General features: G+C 65.2%; 12 protein-coding genes. 8 read left to right on the top strand and 4 right to left on the bottom strand.

Translation table 11 applies throughout. The features are described 5' to 3' along the window. Positions 1-2 precede the first annotated feature (2 nt). The 3 genes from ygiD (at position 3) to IPL79_01210 (ending at position 3095) form a co-directional block, all read left to right on the top strand. Positions 3-827 (top strand): 4,5-DOPA dioxygenase extradiol, encoded by an 825-nt coding sequence (gene ygiD, locus IPL79_01220; protein ID MBK9069622.1) that lies wholly within the window; start codon positions 3-5, stop codon positions 825-827. Between the two features lie 90 nt (positions 828-917). After that, entirely contained in the window at positions 918-2201 is a 1284-nt protein-coding gene (locus IPL79_01215) for a hypothetical protein (protein MBK9069621.1), read from the top strand. A gap of 297 nt (positions 2202-2498) precedes the next feature. Further along, positions 2499-3095 carry a hypothetical protein gene (locus tag IPL79_01210; GenBank protein MBK9069620.1) on the top strand — a complete coding sequence of 199 codons (597 nt, stop codon included), beginning with the start codon at positions 2499-2501 and terminating at the stop codon, positions 3093-3095. Between the two features lie 29 nt (positions 3096-3124). Here the strand turns inward: IPL79_01210 and IPL79_01205 are convergent, their stop codons facing one another. Genes IPL79_01205 through IPL79_01195 form a run of 3 tightly spaced genes read right to left on the bottom strand, consistent with a single transcriptional unit; the run spans position 3125 to position 7053 of the window. Then, the gene (locus IPL79_01205) at positions 3125-4396 is read right to left on the bottom strand and encodes an Hsp70 family protein (GenBank protein ID MBK9069619.1); all 1272 of its coding nucleotides are present in this window, start codon (positions 4394-4396) and stop codon (positions 3125-3127) included. A 45-nt stretch (positions 4397-4441) separates the two neighbouring features. Beyond that, on the bottom strand, positions 4442-6715 hold the full coding sequence (gene clpA, locus IPL79_01200) for an ATP-dependent Clp protease ATP-binding subunit ClpA (GenBank protein MBK9069618.1): 2274 nt from the start codon (positions 6713-6715) through the stop codon (positions 4442-4444). Between the two features lie 2 nt (positions 6716-6717). Further along, on the bottom strand, positions 6718-7053 hold the full coding sequence (locus IPL79_01195) for an ATP-dependent Clp protease adaptor ClpS (GenBank protein MBK9069617.1): 336 nt from the start codon (positions 7051-7053) through the stop codon (positions 6718-6720). Between the two features lie 89 nt (positions 7054-7142). Between IPL79_01195 and IPL79_01190 the strand changes: the two genes are divergently transcribed. The 5 genes from IPL79_01190 (at position 7143) to IPL79_01170 (ending at position 18746) form a co-directional block, all read left to right on the top strand. After that, entirely contained in the window at positions 7143-8564 is a 1422-nt protein-coding gene (locus IPL79_01190; protein MBK9069616.1) for a M20 family metallopeptidase, read from the top strand. Positions 8565-8780: 216 nt separating this feature from the next. Further along, positions 8781-9134, top strand: a complete 354-nt coding sequence (locus IPL79_01185; protein ID MBK9069615.1) for a hypothetical protein — start codon at positions 8781-8783, stop codon at positions 9132-9134. Positions 9135-9227: 93 nt separating this feature from the next. Further along, a complete protein-coding gene (locus tag IPL79_01180) occupies positions 9228-10370 on the top strand; it encodes a hypothetical protein (GenBank protein MBK9069614.1) in 1143 nt (380 codons plus the stop codon). A gap of 5 nt (positions 10371-10375) precedes the next feature. Further along, positions 10376-17473 (top strand): hypothetical protein, encoded by a 7098-nt coding sequence (locus IPL79_01175; protein MBK9069613.1) that lies wholly within the window; start codon positions 10376-10378, stop codon positions 17471-17473. A 4-nt stretch (positions 17474-17477) separates the two neighbouring features. Then, the gene (locus tag IPL79_01170) at positions 17478-18746 is read left to right on the top strand and encodes a hypothetical protein (protein ID MBK9069612.1); all 1269 of its coding nucleotides are present in this window, start codon (positions 17478-17480) and stop codon (positions 18744-18746) included. Here the strand turns inward: IPL79_01170 and IPL79_01165 are convergent. Further along, positions 18729-20219 (bottom strand): M23 family metallopeptidase, encoded by a 1491-nt coding sequence (locus tag IPL79_01165; GenBank protein ID MBK9069611.1) that lies wholly within the window; start codon positions 20217-20219, stop codon positions 18729-18731. The genes IPL79_01170 and IPL79_01165 overlap by 18 nt on opposite strands. Positions 20220-20261: the final 42 nt, after the last annotated feature.

Below are 20261 nucleotides of genomic sequence, written 5' to 3'. Positions count from 1 at the left end.
CCATGCCGCCATCCTTGAGCCCGACCCCTATCATCTTCGTCGGGCACGGCAGCCCAATGAATGCGATCACCGCCAACCCATGGCGCGCCGCGTGGGGCGAAATTGGCGCGCAATTTGGAAACTCAGCCACCGCGAGATGGCCGCGCCCCAAAGCAATTGTGGTCATTTCGGCTCATTGGCATGTGAAGGGCACACGCGTAACCCGTAACGCCGCACCGCCAACGATCCACGACTTCAGCGGCTTTCCGCCCGCGCTCTACGAGATCCAATATCCCGCCCCGGGTGCGCCCGAGCTTGCGGCGCAGATCGCCACGTTGCTTGGGCCCACGGCGCCGACGGCCGCCCTTGACGAGGCGTGGGGCCTCGATCACGGCGCGTGGTCGGTGCTCATGCACATGTTTCCACATGCGGACCTTCCGGTGGTGCAGCTGAGCATGGATACCAACCTCTCGCCGACCGAGCACGTTGGCATAGGCCGGGCGTTGCGCGCGTTACGACGTGAGCAGGTGCTCATCCTGGCGAGTGGCAACCTGACGCATAATCTTCGGCACGCAATTGGCCAAATGAATCGCGCCGACCCTGAAACGCCGGCATGGGCCGAGGCGTTTGATCGCGACGTCGCCGCCGCCATGGCGCGGCACGATCTCGACTTCCTTAGGCAGGCGATCGGCACTGAACATGGCCGCCTCGCGCACCCAAGCCCCGAACACTATCTGCCGCTCCTCTATGCCGCTGGTGCCTCCGAAGAGGCTGATACTATTGAGTTTCCTTGCCAAGGATTTGATCTTGGTTCCCTTTCCATGCGCTGCGCGCTGTGGCGACCGTGAAACACCGCACACTCGCCAGGCCGCCGCTCCACTGAAAAATCGACGCGTTGACTTCTTATAGTCAGCAGATTTGCTGATAGCTTTCCCGCCATGAATCGCAATCGCTCGTTTGTGCTGCCTTGGCTGCTTGCGCTGGCATTTGTTGCATCATGCAGCAACAAGAAGGCCGCCACTGATCCGACGCTGGCGACGCCAGAGGAATGTGAAGGCACCACCGAGAGCCCCGAGGTCGGGAAGGCCTGTGAAACCGCGGACGATTGTCCTGAGCCGCTGTTTTGTCATCTCACCGGTGGCGCCGGCAAATGCGCCGCGCCCGACGACCCCGCGCTGCTCTGCAACAGCGACGGCAGCTGCGAAGATGCCGACCAGATTTGCTCACCAACTGGCTACTGCGTGTCGGCCAACGATGCCTGCGAGACTCACGATGATTGCTCGACGGGCTTTGAGTGCTCCGGTAACGGCAACACCACGTGCACCCCAAGCGCGGCGGCCTGCCCCGACCGCGATGAGCCGCTGAATCTCCGCGGCGCGTGGAAGGTGGAGTCGCTGCTGCACCTGCGCGAGGCAATTGGCAACACTGGCGACGCCATCGGCGATGTCGCCGAAATCCTGCGCGACATTAAAGACGGCACCGTCGAGGGGTCGCAACTCGAAGGCATTGGCCTCGGGTCCGTCGAGGCCGCCACGCTCGCGGCGCTGATCAACGGCCTCGCGCCCGGCGTCATCGACCAATACGTCAGCGATGACATCCTGCTCGTCGCCGACGTGCTGGCCACGATCAACGACGTCCTCAACGACATGAACGTCACGATGACCGTCGCCATCGGCGGCAAGCACTGCGCGTATACCTACCGCGGCACGGCGACCTGGGATTCGATCAATTTTATGCTCAACGGCCAGCCCTATACGTTCTTGCCGTCCAGCACGCCGGCGGTGGGCGTGATCGAATCCGAAGAGTTCGGCGTGCTGCATGCCTGCGGCAAGACGTATTTTGACCGGCACCGCTACTACAACCTGATCGCCAAGATTCCATCGGCCTTGGTCGATTTCGCCATCGCCGCGCTGACCGACTACGACACCGCGGAAGACGCGCTCTCCGGCGTCATCAACTGCGAAGGCCTGGCAAGTAACGCGGGCGATCCGGTGCTCGAGGCGCTCGCGCTGGCCGCGTGCGAGCAGATGGTCACGAGCCTGGTCGACTACGTCAAAGACAAGCTCGACTCCATCGCCGACGACCTCTCGGTGGTCGCGCTCCGCGGCTACTCGACGCCCGAGGGCTCGACCAAGCTGGAGGACGGCCACTGGCTCGGTTCGCTGATCGTCAAGAAGGCGATCTTCCCCGGCGAATTCACCGGCGAGAAGCTGGAACAGTAGGCCTCTCCGGCCGCCCACGGCACCAGGCTGGTGCGACCTTCCATGCTCGCAATCGCGCTGTGCTGCCGGTTCGGTGGCTAGGCTAGCCAATCAGCGAGGTCACGTGACCCCAGCTCGGCCCGGCGAGCCGGCGCGCCAAGGCGTAAGTACCGAGGTGATGTGGCGCGCCGTGTCACTTTGACAACATATAGTAAATACACCAGACATATATAGATCGAGTGGAGGCGCCAAGTATCCAACCGCGGCCACGGCTAGTTGGCGAGGCGCGTTGGCATGCCAGTTGCTATCTAAGCTGACATGAACAAACTGACCGCCATTATCATGTGCTGCCTATGTCTCGCCACAACTGCGCCTTCGGCGGCTGTTGCGGCCCGGATGCTTCCGGGCAAGAGTAGTCGGCTCACCGTCAAACAGGTCCATTCAACGGCGCGCGTACCGGCGCGCGGACGTGGCGCGACGCTTCAGCTCACGTCGAAGCGATCGACGCCACCAGCGATCGAGGCTACCAAGCGCGTTGGCGTCGAACCGTCGGCGCGGCCGCGCAAGGCCGGCGTGCGCGCCGCCATGGCGTTGATAGTGAAGCGCACCCTGGTGGGCAAAGGGCTCAAGGCCATCGCCAGCGTCGCCACGTTCGCGGCCTATTGGGGCGTCGGCACGCTCGCGGGGATCGTCGCGCTCCTGCCGGCCTTCGAGATGCTGCTCGTTAAGCCACCGCTTGCCATCGGCTTATCGCTGGCCACCCAAATGGGCCAAGAACAAATCGATAGCACCAGCTCGATGATCGCGCACACCGCGGCCATTGGCATCGCGGCGGTCGGCTCGCTGGTGGCGAATTCGTATATCGCGTACAAGCACCTCACCCGCACCTCCTCCACGCCAGCCACGTTGCCCTAGCCTACGCGCTCCGCGCGCGCCTACCGAGGCTAGCGGTGAAACATGGCCTCGGCACGCCGCGCCAGGCCAAGCGCGACGGTGACGAGCTCGTTGCCGCCGATTAACTTCTCGGCGCCAAAGCGTCGCTCGAGTTCGCGCCGAACCGCGGGCACCATCGATGTCCCGCCGGTGGTGAAGACGCGGTCGATCTTATTGGGCGTAAGGCCGGCTTGCAGCACGACCTCATCGAGCACGGTGCCAATGGCCGATAGGTCGGGCGCGATCCATTGATCAAAGGCGCGGGCGTCAAGCCGCTCGTCTAGATCGATGCCAGCGCCAACCGTCAGTTGGCCGTCGCCGTGCTTTGACATCGAAATCTTTGCGCGCTCCACCGCCTGATGCAGCCACAGCCCTAGGTCGTCGCGCACCAGGCGCAAGAAGCGTTCGAATTTCTCGGGCTGTTGCGCGCCGTGTTCGATTTGCGCGATTAGCCGCAAGGTGGCTGGCTCGTTGAGCAGCGGGATGTGGTGCCACCGCCGCAGCTTGTGAAACAGCCACGCCGGAATCAGCGTATCGCTGCCAAAGCCCACGTCGTAGCTGGTGCCCTTGCCCATCAAGGGGGCAACCACCTCGTCGATCACGCGCGCGTCAAAGGCATCGCCCGAAACGCCTAATCCGCCAGTCGCCAGGACGGCCTCGGCTTTTTCCCGCTCGCTGGCGTAGTTGCCTCCGGGCGCGACGCGTACGACTGAGAAGTCTGCGGTGCCGCCACCGAAGTCGGCGACGATGATGACTTCTTCTCGCGCGACCGTCGTGGCGTAGCGCGCCGCCGCGCCGAGCGGTTCTAGTTCAAAGTGCGCGTCGGTAAAGCCCGCCAAGGCCAGGGCTCGCCCCATGCGCTCGACGGCCCGGGTATCATCTTCAGCCGACTCTGCGCCCCAATAGCGCACCGGCCGCCCCACCACGCAGCGCGTGCCAAGATCGATAGGGCTGTGCTCGCGCAGTTGACGCAGATACGCGGCGATCAGGTCTTCCAGCGCCCACCGCCGCCCATTGACATGAGTCTTGTTGAACGTCGCGCTCGCGAGATGCGACTTAAAGGATTGCAGCAGCCGGCCCTGCCCATTGGCCTCGGCATAGCGCGCAATGGCGGGCGCGCCCGCGACCACCTCGCCATCTTCGTCAAAAAACAACACCGTACGCCAGGTCTCGACGGGACCGGCGGGACTGGGCAGCGGCAAGAGCCGCTCGCCCTGCTCGTCGATCACGCCGATCGCCGAGTTGGTGGTGCCGAAGTCGATGCCGATATATCGCTGCGTCATGACGATCGCCCGGCGCCAAATATACGCGAAGCTGGCCGCGTGTTGTTAGTCCTCTGCCGGGGCCGCGGTGCACTCCACGACGATTTCGTCGTCTTTGACGTCGATGGCGGCGGTGCCACCGCCGACCAACTTGCCAAAGAGAATCTCGTTGGCGAGCGGCGCCTTGAGCGTGCTCTGGATGAGCCGCGCCATGGGCCGCGCGCCCATGGTTTTGTCGTAGCCGCGGAGGGCGAACCACGCCTTGGCGGCATCGCTGACTTCGAGCGTGACGTTTTTCTCGGCGAGCTGGCCCTCGAGTTGGTCGATGAACTTGGTGACGACCTTGGTGATCACCTCGGGCGACAGCGCGTCAAACATGACGGTGGCGTCGAGGCGATTGCGAAACTCGGGCGTAAAGACCTTTTCAAGCGCCTTCTTGCCGTCGCTGCTGACCACGCCGCTATCGCCAAAGCCAATCTTCATCGCCGCCATCTCGCGGCTGCCGGCGTTGCTGGTCATAATGAGAATGACATTGCGAAAATCTGCCTTGCGGCCGTTGTTGTCGGTCAGCGTCGCGTGGTCCATGACTTGCAGCAGCACGTTGTAGAGGTCGGGGTGAGCTTTTTCGATCTCGTCGAGCAAGATCACCGAATAGGGATGCTTGTTGACAGCATCGGTGAGCTGCCCACCTTGGTCAAATCCGACATAGCCCGGCGGCGCGCCGATGAGCCGCGACACCGTGTGCTTTTCCATGTATTCGGACATATCAAAACGAATAAACTCGACGCCCATGGAGAGCGCGAGTTGCTTGGCGAGCTCGGTCTTGCCGACGCCGGTAGGACCTGTAAACAAAAAGCAGCCGGTCGGCTTGGTGGGATTGCCCAGGCCCGCGCGCGACAGCTTGATGGCGGTGGCTAATTCGCCAACCGCGGCATCCTGGCCGTAAATAACGCGCTTGAGGTCGGCCTCGAGATTAGTCAACTTGGCCTTGTCGTCGGTCGACACCGACTTGGTCGGGATGCGCGCGATTTGCGCCACCACTTCTTCAATGAGCGCGGGCGAGACCTCGGTTGGACGCGTTTCCTTGGGCATCAGCGCGACGCGCGCGCCGGCCTCGTCGATGACGTCAATCGCCTTGTCCGGCAATTGCGACCCCGAGATATGCTTGGCCGCGAGCTCTGCCGCCGTCGCAATCGCCTGGTCGGAGTACGTGACGCCGTGATGCTTCTCGTAGTGCGGCCGCAGGCCCTTGAGGATTTCGATGGCATCTTGCACCGTCGGCTCGTTGATGTCGATGCGCTGAAAGCGCCGCGCCAGCGCGCGGTCGCGCTCGAACGACTGGCGAAATTCCTTAAACGTCGTTGAGCCAATGCAACGCAGCTCCCCCGACGAGAGATAGGGCTTGAGGATATTCGCGGCATCCATGGTGCCGCCCTGGGTCGCGCCGGCGCCAATGAGGTTGTGGATCTCGTCGATGAACAAAATGGCGTGCGGGTCGGCCGCGAGCTTCTTGGTGATGGCTTCGAGGCGCTCTTCAAAATCGCCGCGAAACCGCGTGCCCGCGAGCACCGCGGTCATGTCGAGCGAATAGACGACGCATTGCAGCAGCGGCTCGGGCACCTTGCCCTCGACGATGCGAATTGCGAGGCCTTCCGCCATCGCGGTCTTGCCAACCCCTGGCTCGCCGATGAGCAGCGGGTTGTTTTTTCGCCGTCGCGCCAGCACCTGAACCATGCGCTCAATTTCTTTGTCGCGGCCGATCAACGGATCGAGCTTGCCAGCCTTGGCCTTCTCAGAAAGGTTGATGCAGAAGTTGGCGATTGGATCGGCCTTCTTCTCCGCCTCGCGCTCTTCGCCCTCGCCCTCGGCGCCGCGGCTGCGTGGCACCACGCTGGTGCCGCCGGTCTTGGAAACGCCATGGCTAATGTAGTTAATAACGTCGAGCCGCGAGATGCCGCTCTTCTCGAGCGCAAACACCGCCGGGCAGTCGCGCTCGCGAAACAGCGACGCCAGCACGTTGCCGGTGGAGAGTTCCTGCCGCCCCGCCCCCTGCACATGCATCGCCGCGCGCTGCAGCACGCGCTGAAATGCCAGCGTCTGGTCCGGGCCGTCTTCATCCTCGGCCCCCTTAGGCAAGGGCTCGACGTTATCCTCGAGGAAGTCTTCGAGCTCGGCGCGAATCTCTTCGACGTCGCCGCCGCATTTGACAATGATGTCGCGCCCGCTGGGGTCGTCCAGAATTGACAAGAGCAAGTGTTCGAGCGTGAGATATTCGTGCCGGCGGCGGCGGACATCATCCACGCATCGCTGCAACGTCGCTTGGAGTTCAGGGCTCAGCATAGTTAGGGCTCCGTGGGTTCGATGGATAGTTGCAACGGGTACTCGCTGTGGCGGGCCAGCTGCAGCGTCTTGGCGACCTTGGTCTCCGCCACCTCAAGGGTGTAGACCCCGGCCACGCCGACGCCTTGGTTGTGCACGTGATTCATGATGGCGTTGGCCTCCGCATCGCTGCGATGAAAAATCGTCTGCAGCACCCATACGACAAACTCCTTGGTCGTGTAGTCGTCGTTGTGCAAGAGGACCTTGTAGAGCGGTGGTTTCTGGGTTTTGGTGCGTTCTTTAAGCGCGACGCCGGTCTGCTCTTTGCGCGCCGGCTTGGAAGGCGATTTCTCGGACATGCCGTGACACTATAGCGCGGGCAGCGCGCAAAACGTAAATTGCGGCCATCCCCCATGTGGATAGGATTTGGCTGCGGTACATTGCGCCCATGACGGCCACCATTAGCGACGACACGCGCGGCTGGATCGAATCGACGTTTACCTCGTCGATTGTCCCCACCCTCACCGAGTATATAAAGATCCCCAACAAATCGCCGAGCTTTGACCCGGATTGGCAGGCCGCCGGGCACATGGACCGCGCCGTCGCGCTCTTTGTCGAATGGGCGACGGCCAACCTGCCGCAAGGCGCCAAGCTGCAGGTCGTGCAGTTGCCCGAACGCACGCCGGTCATTGCGATCGATATCCCCGCCACGGGCGGCGCCAGCGGCGACACCATCTTGTTATACGGCCATCTCGACAAGCAGCCCGAAATGGTTGGCTGGCGCGACGACCTCGGGCCGTGGAAACCGGTGCTGGAAGGCGACAAGCTCTACGGCCGCGGCGGCGCCGACGATGGCTATGCGCTCTTCGCGTCGCTCACGGCGATCAATGCCTTGCGCCGCGACAAGCTCGCGCACGCGCGCTGCGTCGTGCTGATTGAGGCCAGCGAAGAGTCTGGTAGCCCCGACCTGCCGGCGTATATTGAGCATCTTCGCGACCTCATCGGCACCCCAAGCTTGGTGGTTTGCCTCGATTCGGGGTGCGGGAACTATGACCAGCTTTGGTCCACCACCTCGCTGCGCGGCAACATCGTCGGCGTCCTCGAGGTGGAATTGCTCAAGGAAGGCGTCCACTCCGGTGGTTCGGGCATTGTCGCGTCAACGTTTCGCGTCATGCGCAAGCTCCTCGATCGCCTCGAAGACGTCGATACCGGGATGCTAAAGCCCCCCGAGCTTACCGTTGCGATCCCGCGCGCGCGCATAACCCAAGCCGCGCAGGCCGCCGAGGTCCTCGGCAATTCGATCTGGAAGTCGGCGCCGCTGGTCGAAGGTGCACAGCCGATGCATACCGATCCCGCAGAGCTCATTCTAAACAAGACGTGGCGCGCCACGCTCTCGGTGACGGGCGCCGATGGCTTGCCAACCTTGGTCGCGGGCGGCAACGTACTGCGGCCGCGGACGGCGCTCAAGTTATCGCTGCGCCTGCCGCCGACACTTGACGCTGCCAAGGCGGAGGCGTTGGTCAAGTCGCTGCTCGAGCGCGATCCGCCCTATGGCGCTAAAGTTACCTTTCATTCGCGCGGCGCCGACGGCGGCTGGAACGCGCCCGAGGTCGCACCGTGGCTTGAAGGCGCGCTTAGCCGTGCCAGCGTCCGCCACTTCGGCAAGCCGAGCATGTACATCGGCGAAGGTGGCTCCATCCCGTTTATGGGCATGCTGGGCGAAAAATTTCCCGCCGCACAGTTCGTCATTACGGGCGTACTTGGTCCAAATTCAAACGCCCATGGCCCGAACGAATTTCTCCATGTGCCCACCGCGCGGCGCCTGACCATGTGCGTCGCCGATGTCATCGCGGCGCACGCGAGCCGCTGAGGTTTCGAGGACGTAAGTCTTTCACGTACTGCGCGCCCGTGCAAGTGGGACTTTCTGGGGTGACGGCGGATAGAAGTCCCGCCAGGACGCCTCGGTCTGACACGGAGAAACGTGGCCAAACGACCGCGAAGGCAGGAGGCGGCAAGCGTTTTCAATCTCTTAGAAGGGCTAGCGCACCGCGCCCAGGTTGGTACAGCGCATGCATAAGCCTAAGGCATGCAAACCCTAACCATCTCCGTCCCAAACCCAGTGCAGTTGCTGCAACGGTTGGCGTACGCGGCGGCGGCGGCCCTCATCATCATGAACCTGCTCGATGCGGTCTTCACGCTGGTGTACATCTCTTCGGGCCTGGCCACGGAATCCAATCCCATCATGAACCACTTCCTCCAGATGGGCCCGGTGGTGTTTGTGATGACCAAGATGGCGCTGGTTTCGCTCGCGGTATTTTTGCTGATTCGCCTGCTCAAAAGGCGCCAGGCGGCCTCGCTCGCCCTCATCGGCACCTCGGCTGCCTATGCCTTGCTTATCTGCTACCACATATCAGCCGTACACCTACTCGGCGTGCACTAGGCGCGCTGTCGAGCGCGGAAGTTGGGGCCCACCTCACCCATGCGGTAATTGCCCCATGGTATTTTATAGGTGTCGCGTCGTTCGCGATGACGCATGCAACCACAAGACGATACGCGACAAGATCCGTCGGCCTTTGACGCCTTAGCGGCGCAGTTCGAAAGTTGCCTTGGCAACCCGGGTGATGCGGAGTTGTTCGATGAGCTCAAGGCAAAGTTGCGCGAGCGCGGCGATGCGGTGCGGCTTGCGGCCATTTGCCAACGTCGGGCCGAGCACGTCGGTGGCGACGTGGGGGCCGCCTTGCTCGTCGAAGCCGCCAGCGCGAGCCGCATCGCGGGCCAGCTGGAGCGCGCCGAGGAGCAGCTACGTGCGGCCGTTGCGCTAGTTCCCAGCCACCGCGGCGCGGCCAACTCGCTCGTCGAGTTGTTGCTTGCGCAGGGCCGCATCGGGCATGCCGCGACGTGCCTCGAGATGACGCTGGTGGCCCTCGCCGAACAAGCCCTCGCAGGGGAACGTATCGACGCTCCCTATCAGAGCAGCCGCCATGGCATGCTCGCACGGCTCTATCTCGAATCGCTCGGGCGCCTAGACCGCGGGCTGGTTCATCTGCGCGAAGCGTGGCGGCTCGACGTTGAAAATGCCGATGCGACCCAATTGGCGCGTGCCTGGTACCCGCAGCTTGGCGAGCACCGCGCGCTAATCGAATTCATCGAGGCCGCGCTCGCCGCGCTGCACGAAAAGGAGCAGGCCAGCGCGCGAATTGCCCTGCTGGTTGAGCTCGCCCACACCTACGACCTCGCAGGTGAGCCGGTGCGCGCCGTCACCCACTTCGAACAGGCGCTTGCGCTCGGCGGTGGCATCGACGTGCGTGAGCCGCTTGCGCATCTGTACGCGTCGGCGCGCTTTGCGGCGGCCAGTGGCCAAACGCTTGAGCTCACCAATAAGCGTGCCTCGGACCTGTTCGTCGATTTAGGCAAGCGCGCCCACGTCGCGGGGCAGCTCGATCGCGCGCTGCGCTTGTTTCGCAAGGCGCTGGGCCTGTTGCCCTTTGATGGGCTGACGGCGCAGTTGCTCGCCGATGCGTTGGCCGCCAAGGGCGAGCTCGACGAACTTGATCGGTTTCTCGCGCAGCGGGTCGAAATGGCGGAGCGGCCGGCTGATCGCGCCGCCCTCATCGCACGGCGGATCACCGTCGCCGATATGGACCCGAACAAAAGGGCGCCATCATCGAGCTGCTGAGTTCCTTGATTGCCGCCGACCCCTCCGCGCACGCGCCGCGCCGGCGCCTCGCCGAGCTGCTGCGCGCCGAGAAGCGCTTTCGCGAGCTCGCCGCCCTGCTGGAGCAAGAGTGCGGGGCGCAGCCACCCGACGCCCAAGTCGCCTCGTTGCTCGCGCTAGCTGAGCTTTACAAGACCGACCTTGGCGATATCGAGCGCGCGGCCGAATGCATTCATCGCGTGCTGTCCATCGAGCCCGCGCATCCCCAGGCGCTGCAACGCTATGCCGATCATTTCCGCGAGCGACGCGATTGGCGTGGGCTGGTCGACCTCTGCGAGTTCATGCTCGAGAACGCTCGCGATCTAGGCGCGCCGCGCGACGAAATCCTGGGTCGACTCGAGGAGATTGCGCAACTCGCCGAGGTGCGCCTTGGCGATATCAATCGCGCCTTGGAGACGTGGCGCAAGTATGGCGAGCTCGCCCCCGACGCAGGCAAGGCCAAGGAGGCGCAGCGTCGCCTGACCTCGCGCGTGCAGATGTGGCAGTCCGTCGTCACCGTGCTCGAAGACGAGGCCCGCGCGGTCACGACGCCGGCGCAGCGCATCGACGTCCTGCGTCGCATCGCCCAGACGTATCGAGAGCGCCAGATTGAGCCTCGCCGCACCATCTCGATCTATGAAGAAATCGTTGGGTTGCGCCACGACGACGAGCTTGCCCTGCGCGCGCTGGCCGAGCTCTACGAGCGCGACGGCGACGACCTTGGCCTTGGCCAAACCTTGCGGCGACAGCTGGAGGCCGATCTGGCCCGCACCACCGCTGAGCTTGCCCAGGCGGGTGCCTCGGTCCTCCCCAAGCAGTGGCCAGTGGCCAAGCGCACCGAGCGAGTCGCGATGCTGCGCCGGCTCGCCGCGCTTTGTGATGCGAGGCTGCATGACACCGATGGGGTGGTCTATGCATGCACGCACTTGCTTGACCTTTTACCCGGCGATCGCGACGCGATGGAGCGCATGGAGCGCATCCTCGAAGCCGCGGGCGACGAGGACCGCCTAGAAAAAGCGCTTGAGTATCACGCCACCACGACCACCGCCGCCGCAGAAAAAACCAAGGTGCTGCGCCGGCTAGCGCATCTCGCCGCCAAGCGCCAACGCCACGACGTTGCGCTCGAACGTTGGACGCAACTACTAAAAATTAATCCGACCGACCTCGAGGCGCTTGAGGCGAGCGTCGCGCTCTACGAACGCGCGGAACGCTGGGCAGATCTGGCCACCTCGCTTGAACGCGTGGACACGCTGCGCCCCGGCGGGCAAAGCGGTGGCGGCGAACCCTTTGGTGGCGGCGCGGCTGAGGGACCGGCCGCATCGCTGCGACAACGCGATCTCGAGCGCTACGCCCGCATCGTCGACGAAAAACTCGGCGACAAGGCCCGCGCCTATCGCGCATGGCAACGCGTGCGCGAGCTTGCGCCGACGCACTTGGTCGCCCTTGAGCGACAGGCGGCGCTCGAACGCGAGCTTGGCCGTCATCGCGAGCTTGCCGCCACGCTGCAAGCTCTGGCGTCGGCCTTTGGCCGCGAGGCTCCCGTGCGCGCCGTAGAGGCGCTGCTCGAGCGCGCCACCTTGCTCAGCGAAAAATTGGCCAATGCCGCAGAGGCCGAGGCGGCGCTTGGCGATTTGCTGCGGCTGCATGACCCACGCCATCTGCCAGCCATTGCGGCCTTGCAAGCCCTGCTCGCGACGCGTGGCGATATCGATGCGACCGTCCGCCTTGGTCACCGCAGGGTGTGGCTGCTCACCGACGCCGCCGAGAAGGCGCAAGCTGCGCGCGACGTGGCGGCGCTCTGCGCCGACCCACTCGGCGATTTCGAGCGGGCCATGGCAGGGTATTTGTGGTCGCTTGAGCTCGAGCCCAGCAACGCGCTCGCGCTCGCCGCGGCGACCGAGGTCGCGCGCCGCAAGGGTGACTTCGCGGCGGCGTGCCAGTTGGTTGAGCGACGCATCGAGCATCAGCAGCACCCGCGTCGACGGCGCGAGCTCGCCATCGAGCTCGCCGCGATCCACTTTGACAAGCGCGGCGACACGACGCAGGGTTTTGCCTGGTTGCGCCGAGCCCACCAGGAAGATCCAGATCTGGGCTCACTCGAGCTGCTCCGCCATGCCGCCGATCGCTTCACGTTGTGGCGAGATTACGTCTCGGTGCTGGACGAAGAATTGCAGCGCGTACGCGAGCTGGGCGATCTCGCCTCGCAGACCCAGCGATTTACCGAGTTAGCCAACGTCTACGAACACAAGCTCGCGACGCCGCTCGCCGCGCTCGACACGTGGGCCCAGTGCCTGCAAGCGATGCCACAACACACGCAGGCCTTGCGCGAGGCCGAGCGCGTCGCCGAGGCAATCAACGACGCGGTGGCGTGGCGCAAGCTGCTCGAGCTCTACGCCGCCCACGAACCGCAATTGGGTTCGACCCAGCGCGCCGCCCTGCACGGTCGCGCCGCGGCGGTGTTCGAGACGCGCCTAGGTAGCGTGTCGCGCGCCATGGATGAATGGCTTGAGGCCTTTGCATGGAATGCCGAACAACCAGGCGTCGTCGAAGAGGTGTATCGCCTGGCGCCGCTGGCTGACCGCTGGCATGACGTCGCGATGCTCGAGCGCACGCGGGCCGACTTGGCGGCGCCCGGCCATGCGCGAGGCGAGGCGCTTGATCGCCAGGCCGACATCATCGAGACACGCCTGGCGGCGCCCGTGCGCGCCTTTCGCATCTATCTCGCCTCCGCCGAAGAAGATCCCAATTTTGCCCCGCGGCATGCCACGCTGTGGCGACTCGCGAGCCAGTTAGGCGACTTTGTCGCCGCCGATCAATTGGCAGCCGCCGAGCCGCCGGGGCTGGTCTTGCACGCCGCATCTAATGCAAGCAAGCGGCCTTCGTTGCCGCCGCTGCCGCGCGGCAGCACATCGAGCTCGCCTCCAACTGGCGCGACCAGACAATTTGCGCGCGCGGAATCCGTCGAGATGTTGTCCTCGGATGACCTTCAGGCCTTACGCGCCGATCTGCCGAGCGTGCCGCGAAGGCGTGGCCAGACCATGGAGCTCTCGCTCGACGACATGATGGACGCGACGGCGAAGGCCAAGGCGCCGCCGCCGCCAAACCCGGCCATGCGCAAGCCACCGCTACCGCGCGCGGTGGCCGCCGCGCGTCCGCAGCAACGCCAACCCTCGGTGCTGCAGAGCGACGCCCCCGCGCGCCGCTACGCCACGGCGTGGGAAGAGCTCGCCTCGACGTATGAGGCAATTGGCCGCCGCTCGGGCCAGCTCGTTGCTTGGCTAACCCGCGCCGCCGACGTTTGGGAGCGCGGCGCGCAGCATCCCGCGAGCGCGTTTGCCACGCTGGCCGCGGCGGTGACACACTTGGTGTCGCAAGGCGAACGCCAAAGCGAGACCCGCGCCAAGCTGCACGAGCTCGGCCTTAAGCACGACCTGCTCGGCGAGCTGGCGGCATTCTACGACAAAATGGCCGCCGCCGCCCAAAGCACCGAGGCCGTGATCGACTGGACGCTCGAGCTCGCGGGCATCCACGAGCGCCACCAAAAGCGAATTGACGCGGAGCGCTGCTACCGCAAGATCCTCGGCATTGATCCGACAAACACCATAGCTCGTGACGCGCTGGAGGCCATGTATCGCGGCCAGGTGCGCTGGGTAGAACTGGCGGCGTCGTTGGAAGAGCGCACCGATCCGCGGTTCGGCGTCGCGGTGCCCAGCGCCGAGCGACGGCAGGCGTTGCGCGAACTGGCGACGATCTATCTCGAAAAGCTCGCGCGTCCCCACGACGCGATTGATTCGTTTGAACGGCTGCGCGAGCTGGAACCCGCCGACACGGCCATCGTCGGCACGCTGGCCGACCTCTACACCAAGCTCGGACGATGGAGCAAGGTGGTCGAGATGCATCAACGCCTCGCCGATTTGGGCGAGGGGACGTCGGCCAGGCGGTCGCAACTCATTGTCGCCGGCGTCTTCGAGCGCGAGCTCGAGCTAAACGACCGCGCCATCGAGACGTACGAAGATATTCTCGCGTCGTGGCCCGACGATGAAACCGCCAACAACGAATTGATCCGCCTCTATGAAGACAAGGGGCTGTGGCGACGGCTGGTCGATTTATTGGCGCGCGCGTTCGCCCGCACCCCGGCCGTCGAGCGCGCCAAGCGCCGCAATCTGCTGTTGCGACGTGCCACCGTCGAGCAGGGTGAGCTGCGCGATTTTGCCGCCGCGGCGCACACGTGGCAACAACTGATCGATGAGGGCCACGACGAGATCCGGCATTTTGTAGCGCTGGCCCGCGCGCTCGAGGCGGCCGGCCGCCACGCCGAAGCCGTCGACGTGTTTGAACGGCTCATCGCGCTCCCCACCGTCGCCAGCGAGGCGGCTGAAGAACAGGTATCGCTGCTGCTCGAATTGGCGCGCTTGCACAAACAAAGCCCGACGGCAAATACGACGCGCATCGCCGAGCTGGTACACCGGGCCCGCGAGCTGGCCCCCGCCGATCCGCGTCCCGTCGCGGCGCTGGCGAGCATCACCTCTGAGGCGGACGCGCCCGAACTTTTCGCCGAGGCCAAGCTGCGCGAGGCCGAGCTGGCGCTCGGCGCCGACCGCGTGCTCGCGTTCATCGCCGCCGCCCGCACGTTTGCGCGGCTCGGTGAGCTCGAAAAGGTGCGTCGGATTTTTGCCCGCCTGTTGCCTGAATTGACGGGCGCGCAAGATCTCGCGTTGGCGCGTGGCGCGTACGCCGAACTACTATTTGGCGCCGGCGACGTCGAAGCGGCCATGCTAGCGCTGGGGCCTCTCACCGGCGACACGCGGCGCGCCGACGTCGAGCGCGCCGAGACGCATTGCCAGCTCGCCGCTATGATCGGGCCGCACGATGTCGTCCGCGCCATTGAAGAATTGCGCGCGGCGTTGGCCCTGTGCCCGACGCACGGGCCGGCGATCATGGGGCTGGCCGACGCGCTGTCGACCTCGCTCGCCTACGCGGAACCGCTCGTTGAATTTCTCGAACAGACCCTGCCGCGCGAGGCTGAGATCGATCCGGACGTCGTCGGCGAAATGTATCGCTATCTCGCCAAGGCCTATGAGGCCCTTGCACGCGACGAGGATGCCTACCAGACCTTGCTCGAGGCCGAGCGGCGCTATCGTGGGGATATCTTGGTCAAGCTGGCGCTCGGCGAAAATCGGTTTCGCGCCAAGCGTTGGCGTGAGGCCGCCATCTTTCTCTCGGCGCTGGGCGAGCATGCGGACGCGCCACTCTACGCCACCGACGTTGCGCGCGGCCTCTGCCACGCGGCCATGGCCGAAATCAAGTCGTTGCGACCCGACCGCGCCGAGCCGTTGTATTTGCGCGCCTTGCAGCTCGACCCGGCGAGCGAACTGGCCTTGGTGGCCATGGCCGAGCGGACCATGGAGCGCGGCGACGCGCCGACGTCGGTGCAGTATCTCGAGGCGCTGACGAGATCGGCGCAAACCTCCGAGGATCGCGCCGCGGCGTGCGAGAAGCTCGGCGACCTGTTGGCCGAGACCATCGGCGATGCGCACGGCGCCGCCGCGGCGTACCGCAGCGCGATTGCCGCGATTGGCGCGCTCAGCGTGCAGCACGAGCCCCTGGTGCGCAAGCTGGTTAGCATCGCGGGCGCCGCGCAAAATCATGAGTTATTGGCGGTCGGCTACGCCGAGCTCGCGCAGCTGGCGGCGTCACCCGACGAGCGGTGGTCGGCCACCGCTGATGCGGCCAAGGCCTTACTCGCCGCCGGTCAGCTTGCGCGCGCGTCGCAGCTGGCGCGTGCCGCCGCTGAAGGCGCCCCCACCACGCCCGAAATCGTCGCGATCGCCGCCGACATCGCCTTTGCCGAGGGCGACGTCGAATTCGTTGCCACGGTGCTTGGGAAGTTGTTATCGCAACGGCAGATCGCCACGGATAATAGTCCGACCTTGGCACCGCTATGGCAACGCCTCGGCGCGGCGCGCGCCGCACGAGGAGACCATCGCCAAGCGGCCGCCGCGTTTGAACGATCGCTTGAGATCAACGCGCAAGGCGCCGAGGCGACGATGGCCCGACGCGGGCTCGCGGGCATTCTCGGCGCCATCGATCGCACCCCGGCCGAAGACGCGCGCCTACGCGAGCAGTTGCGCCTGCTCGCGAGCGGCGGCGATCCGGGCGATCTCATTGCGTTTGCGAGCCACCTCGCGCGCGCCGCTTCACCAGCCGACGTGGCGCTCGTCGCGGACGTCGTCGCGGCCGCGAGCGAGCGCGGCGCAAGCCTCGAGGCCTTGGCGGCCTTTGGCAAACCCAGCGTGCCCGCCATGGCCGACGACGCCGCCTATCGCGGCACCGTAGCCAATTCCTATGGCGCCCTCATCGCCGACCCCGACGATGAACCGTTGCGTGAAATCTTGACCGCCTTAGCCGAGGTGGCGCCGCTGCTCTGGCCCGATTTTATGCAGGCGCTCGAACGCCAGCACATCACCGCGTTTCGCCTCAATGCCAACTACCGCGCACCCGCGGTGACGATGCTGCCTCATATCGTGTCCGCGCTGGGCGTGCGCCCCCTGCTCGCCTACGGCACCGACGATGCGAATATCATCATCCAGGTTTCCTGCGCCGGCACCCCGCTGGTGATCTTTGGCCCGTTGTTGCTCGAAGGCCGCGTCGATCCCGGACAGGCGCGCTTTTGGACGGCACGCGCCGTCGAATGCACGCGCAGCCACCGGATCGTCGCGCGCGGGCTGCCCAAGGCCGACGTGGTCGATCTGCTGCATTCCGCCCATCGCCTGTTTTCAAAGCATGCCCCCAAGGCGGCCACCGAGCACGAAGTGGCGCTCGATACCCTGCTCCATGGCACCTTGCCGTTGCGCCTGCGGCAGCGGCTTGAGGTGCTCCTGCGCGATCTCGCCGAGGTTGGCCCGCACCTCGAACGGCACTGGGCGGCGACCAATCGCGCCAGCGATCGGGCGGCGCTGCTGCTGTGCCCGGACGTGCGCAGCGCCTTGCGCGTCGCCTCGGCCTTGTCAGACGATACGCGCCATCTCGCGGCGCTAATCGCCCACCCGCAATGGCGATCAACACGCCGAGACTTGCTACCCTAGCGCCATGGCGTCGCGTTGGCCCAGGTGCACTCTCGTCGGCCTTGCAACCGGGAGCCTGCTCGTCGCGGCTCGCGCCACCGCCGAATCGCCACGAACGTTAGGCCGCGCCGAGGCGGCGCTGGTCGCCAGCGATGGCAGCGCCGCCGTTGCCGACAATCCCGCAGCGATTATGCGGCGCGATGCAACGCGCCTCGACCTCGCCTGGTCGCAAGCCACCGCCCGCGAGACGCAGAGCACGGGCGACGCGCGCACCGCCTCGGTTGCCGCGGCTGACACAAACATACTGCTCGGCGTCGTTTGGGGCACCACCTCGACGGCCATTGGCTTCTCGGCCGCCATGGCCACGGACCACCGCGCGCTGCCGGCACCAGATACGTCGCAGCCTACGCCTCAGATCGCGGCCCGCTACTTTTATCGCTATCAACCGTTTGTAACGCGTCACAGCCAAACCCGCATGACGGTCGGCGTGGCGCATCGCGTGGGTGACTATCTCGCGCTTGGGCTCTCGGCCGGCATGACGGCCGCCACCATGCGCCGCGAGCAATTTGCGTGGGCCGGCCGCCCCGAGCGCGATGCGCCGTTGGCGTCCGAATACGACGTGGCCTTGGCCTGGGAAGGCAAATCAGCGCTGGGCGGCCAGGTTGCGCTCGGCGTGATGGCGGCCACCGATGGGCCGTGGGAATTTGCCGCCAGCATGCGTTTGGCCACCGGGGCACGCGCGCGCGCGCCACTTAGCGCAACGCCAATTTCGCCGCTCGTGAGCGTTGCGGCCAGCGGGGCACGCGTCGACCTCCGCACCACCGCGAGCTTGCAGGCCGCGGCGGGCGCACGATGGCTTGGGTCGGCGGTCAGCATCGAGGCCAACGCGAGGTGGCATAGCGCGCAGACCACCACCCACGCGCTCAGCGGCGTCACCCTTGTCGACGAACTCGGCAGCGGCGCCATCGCCACCACCATGCGCGATCGGACGCCGATGGCTACGAGCCTTGGCCTCAGCGGCGATTGGATGGCGGTTGATGGCATGCTGTGGCTCACCGCGGGCGTTGGCGTGACGCTGGCCGACGCCCAGCCGGCGATCCCACGCGCAGGCGTTGGCCTGGAGTTTGTCTCGGCGCCCTATACCGTGACCACGGGCGCGATGATAACCGCCGCAAGCCGCGACATTCGCGACGACGTGATTGCGCCATTTGTCAGCAGCGCGGTGCCGGGGCCGGTTGCCACCGCCCACACGCTGCACGTTGCGACGGGCTTGTCGTTAGAGCGCGCTTGGTGACGCGCCCGCGACCACCTTCGAGGCGTCGTCGCCGGCCTGCAGCGGAATCTGTGCCAAGCGCGACACCAGCGCGCTGGTATCGGACGTAAACGCCGCGAGATCGGCAGCCTTGATCGCTGGGCCGCGCGTTGGCGCGAGCCGTTGCGGATCGACATACCTGCCGTTTTGTTTGACACCAAAATGTAAATGCGGGCCGCTCGATAAGCCCGTGGTGCCGACGTAGCCGATCACCGTCTTGGCCTCGACGCGTTGGCCAATACGCTGACCGTTGGCGAATTTAGAGAGATGCATGTACTGCGTGACGAGGCCCCCGGCGTGCTCGATCATCACCATGTTGCCCGCGCCGCCGCTGTAGCCGCGCGTGATGATCTTGCCGCCCGCCGCGGCCCACACCGGCGTGCCCACCGGCGCCGCATAGTCGGTGCCAAAATGCCCGCGCGTGGTGTGCAGCACGGGGTGCATGCGCTTCATGTTGAATTTAGACGACACGCGCGCAAACTTGAGCGGCGTCTTGAGAAAGCCCTTTTCGATGGACTGCCCATTGGCGGCAAAGTAGCGCCCCTTGGCCGCGCCGGGCTCTTGCCAATAAAAGGCCCGAAAGGTCCCGACCTTGCCGCTATATTCGGCGGCGAGGATGCGGCGATAGCGCAAGAATTCCTCGCCTTTCATTTCTTTCTCGACCACGACGCGGAAGACGTCACCTTCCTTGGTGTCGTTGTAGAAATCGACGTCATAGGCAAAGACGTCGACGAAAAATGCCACCAGCGCCTCGTTCTCGCCGGCGTCCAGGATGGTGGCATAGAGCGACGAACTGATCGGCGCCGCAACTTCGACCAGTTCGACGTGAGTCTCAGCTTTTTCCGCTTCGCCAACCATGCTGCCATCGGCCTTGCGCCATGACCGTACCGTCAGCTCACGCGACACTACCAACTCAAAGGCATGCGGCGTGCCGTCGGCTCGCAGCCGTAACTTATAAGGCTGGCCCTGCCGCAGCTGCGTAAAATCGAGTTGATTCGACAGCGAGCGAATCAGCGCGTCGGCGGCCTGTGGCGCGATGTTGTGGCGCTTGAGGAGACGCCCCAGGCTGTCGCCTTCGAGCAGCGTGCCCTCGATCAATTGCAGCTTGGCTAACTCGTTGGCGTGCGCTTGCGCGGCCGCCTCGGTCGCCTGCACGCCCGCCGACAGCGGATTTGCCGCCATCACCGACGCCTTGTGCATCACCTCAGGCAAGGACGTCTCGTTGCGGCAGACAAATACGTAAACATTCAAAAGCGTTAGCGTCGCCAGGATGCCTGCCAAGGATAGCGAACCCCGGCGTGCTGGGCCGCCCTTAAACAGCGATTTCGCCGCTCGGCGCGCCGCCCGGCCCTTGCTGGAGGGCGGCAATTTTAAGCGATCGCGGCGCTTGCCAGCTAGCCTGGAAAGCCCAGATAGGGATGCCGATTTCTTGCGCGCGGGCGTTGCCTTGCTCATGCTGACGTCCAAAAGCGAGCCCTAGCAGTAACACAGCCCGGG

This window comes from Myxococcales bacterium (assembly GCA_016716835.1).
In the GTDB taxonomy this organism is placed as follows: Bacteria; Myxococcota_A; Polyangia; order Haliangiales; family Haliangiaceae; genus JADJUW01.
Note: the sequence above shows the minus strand (reverse complement) of the source record. Positions and strands in the feature narration are given on the sequence as shown.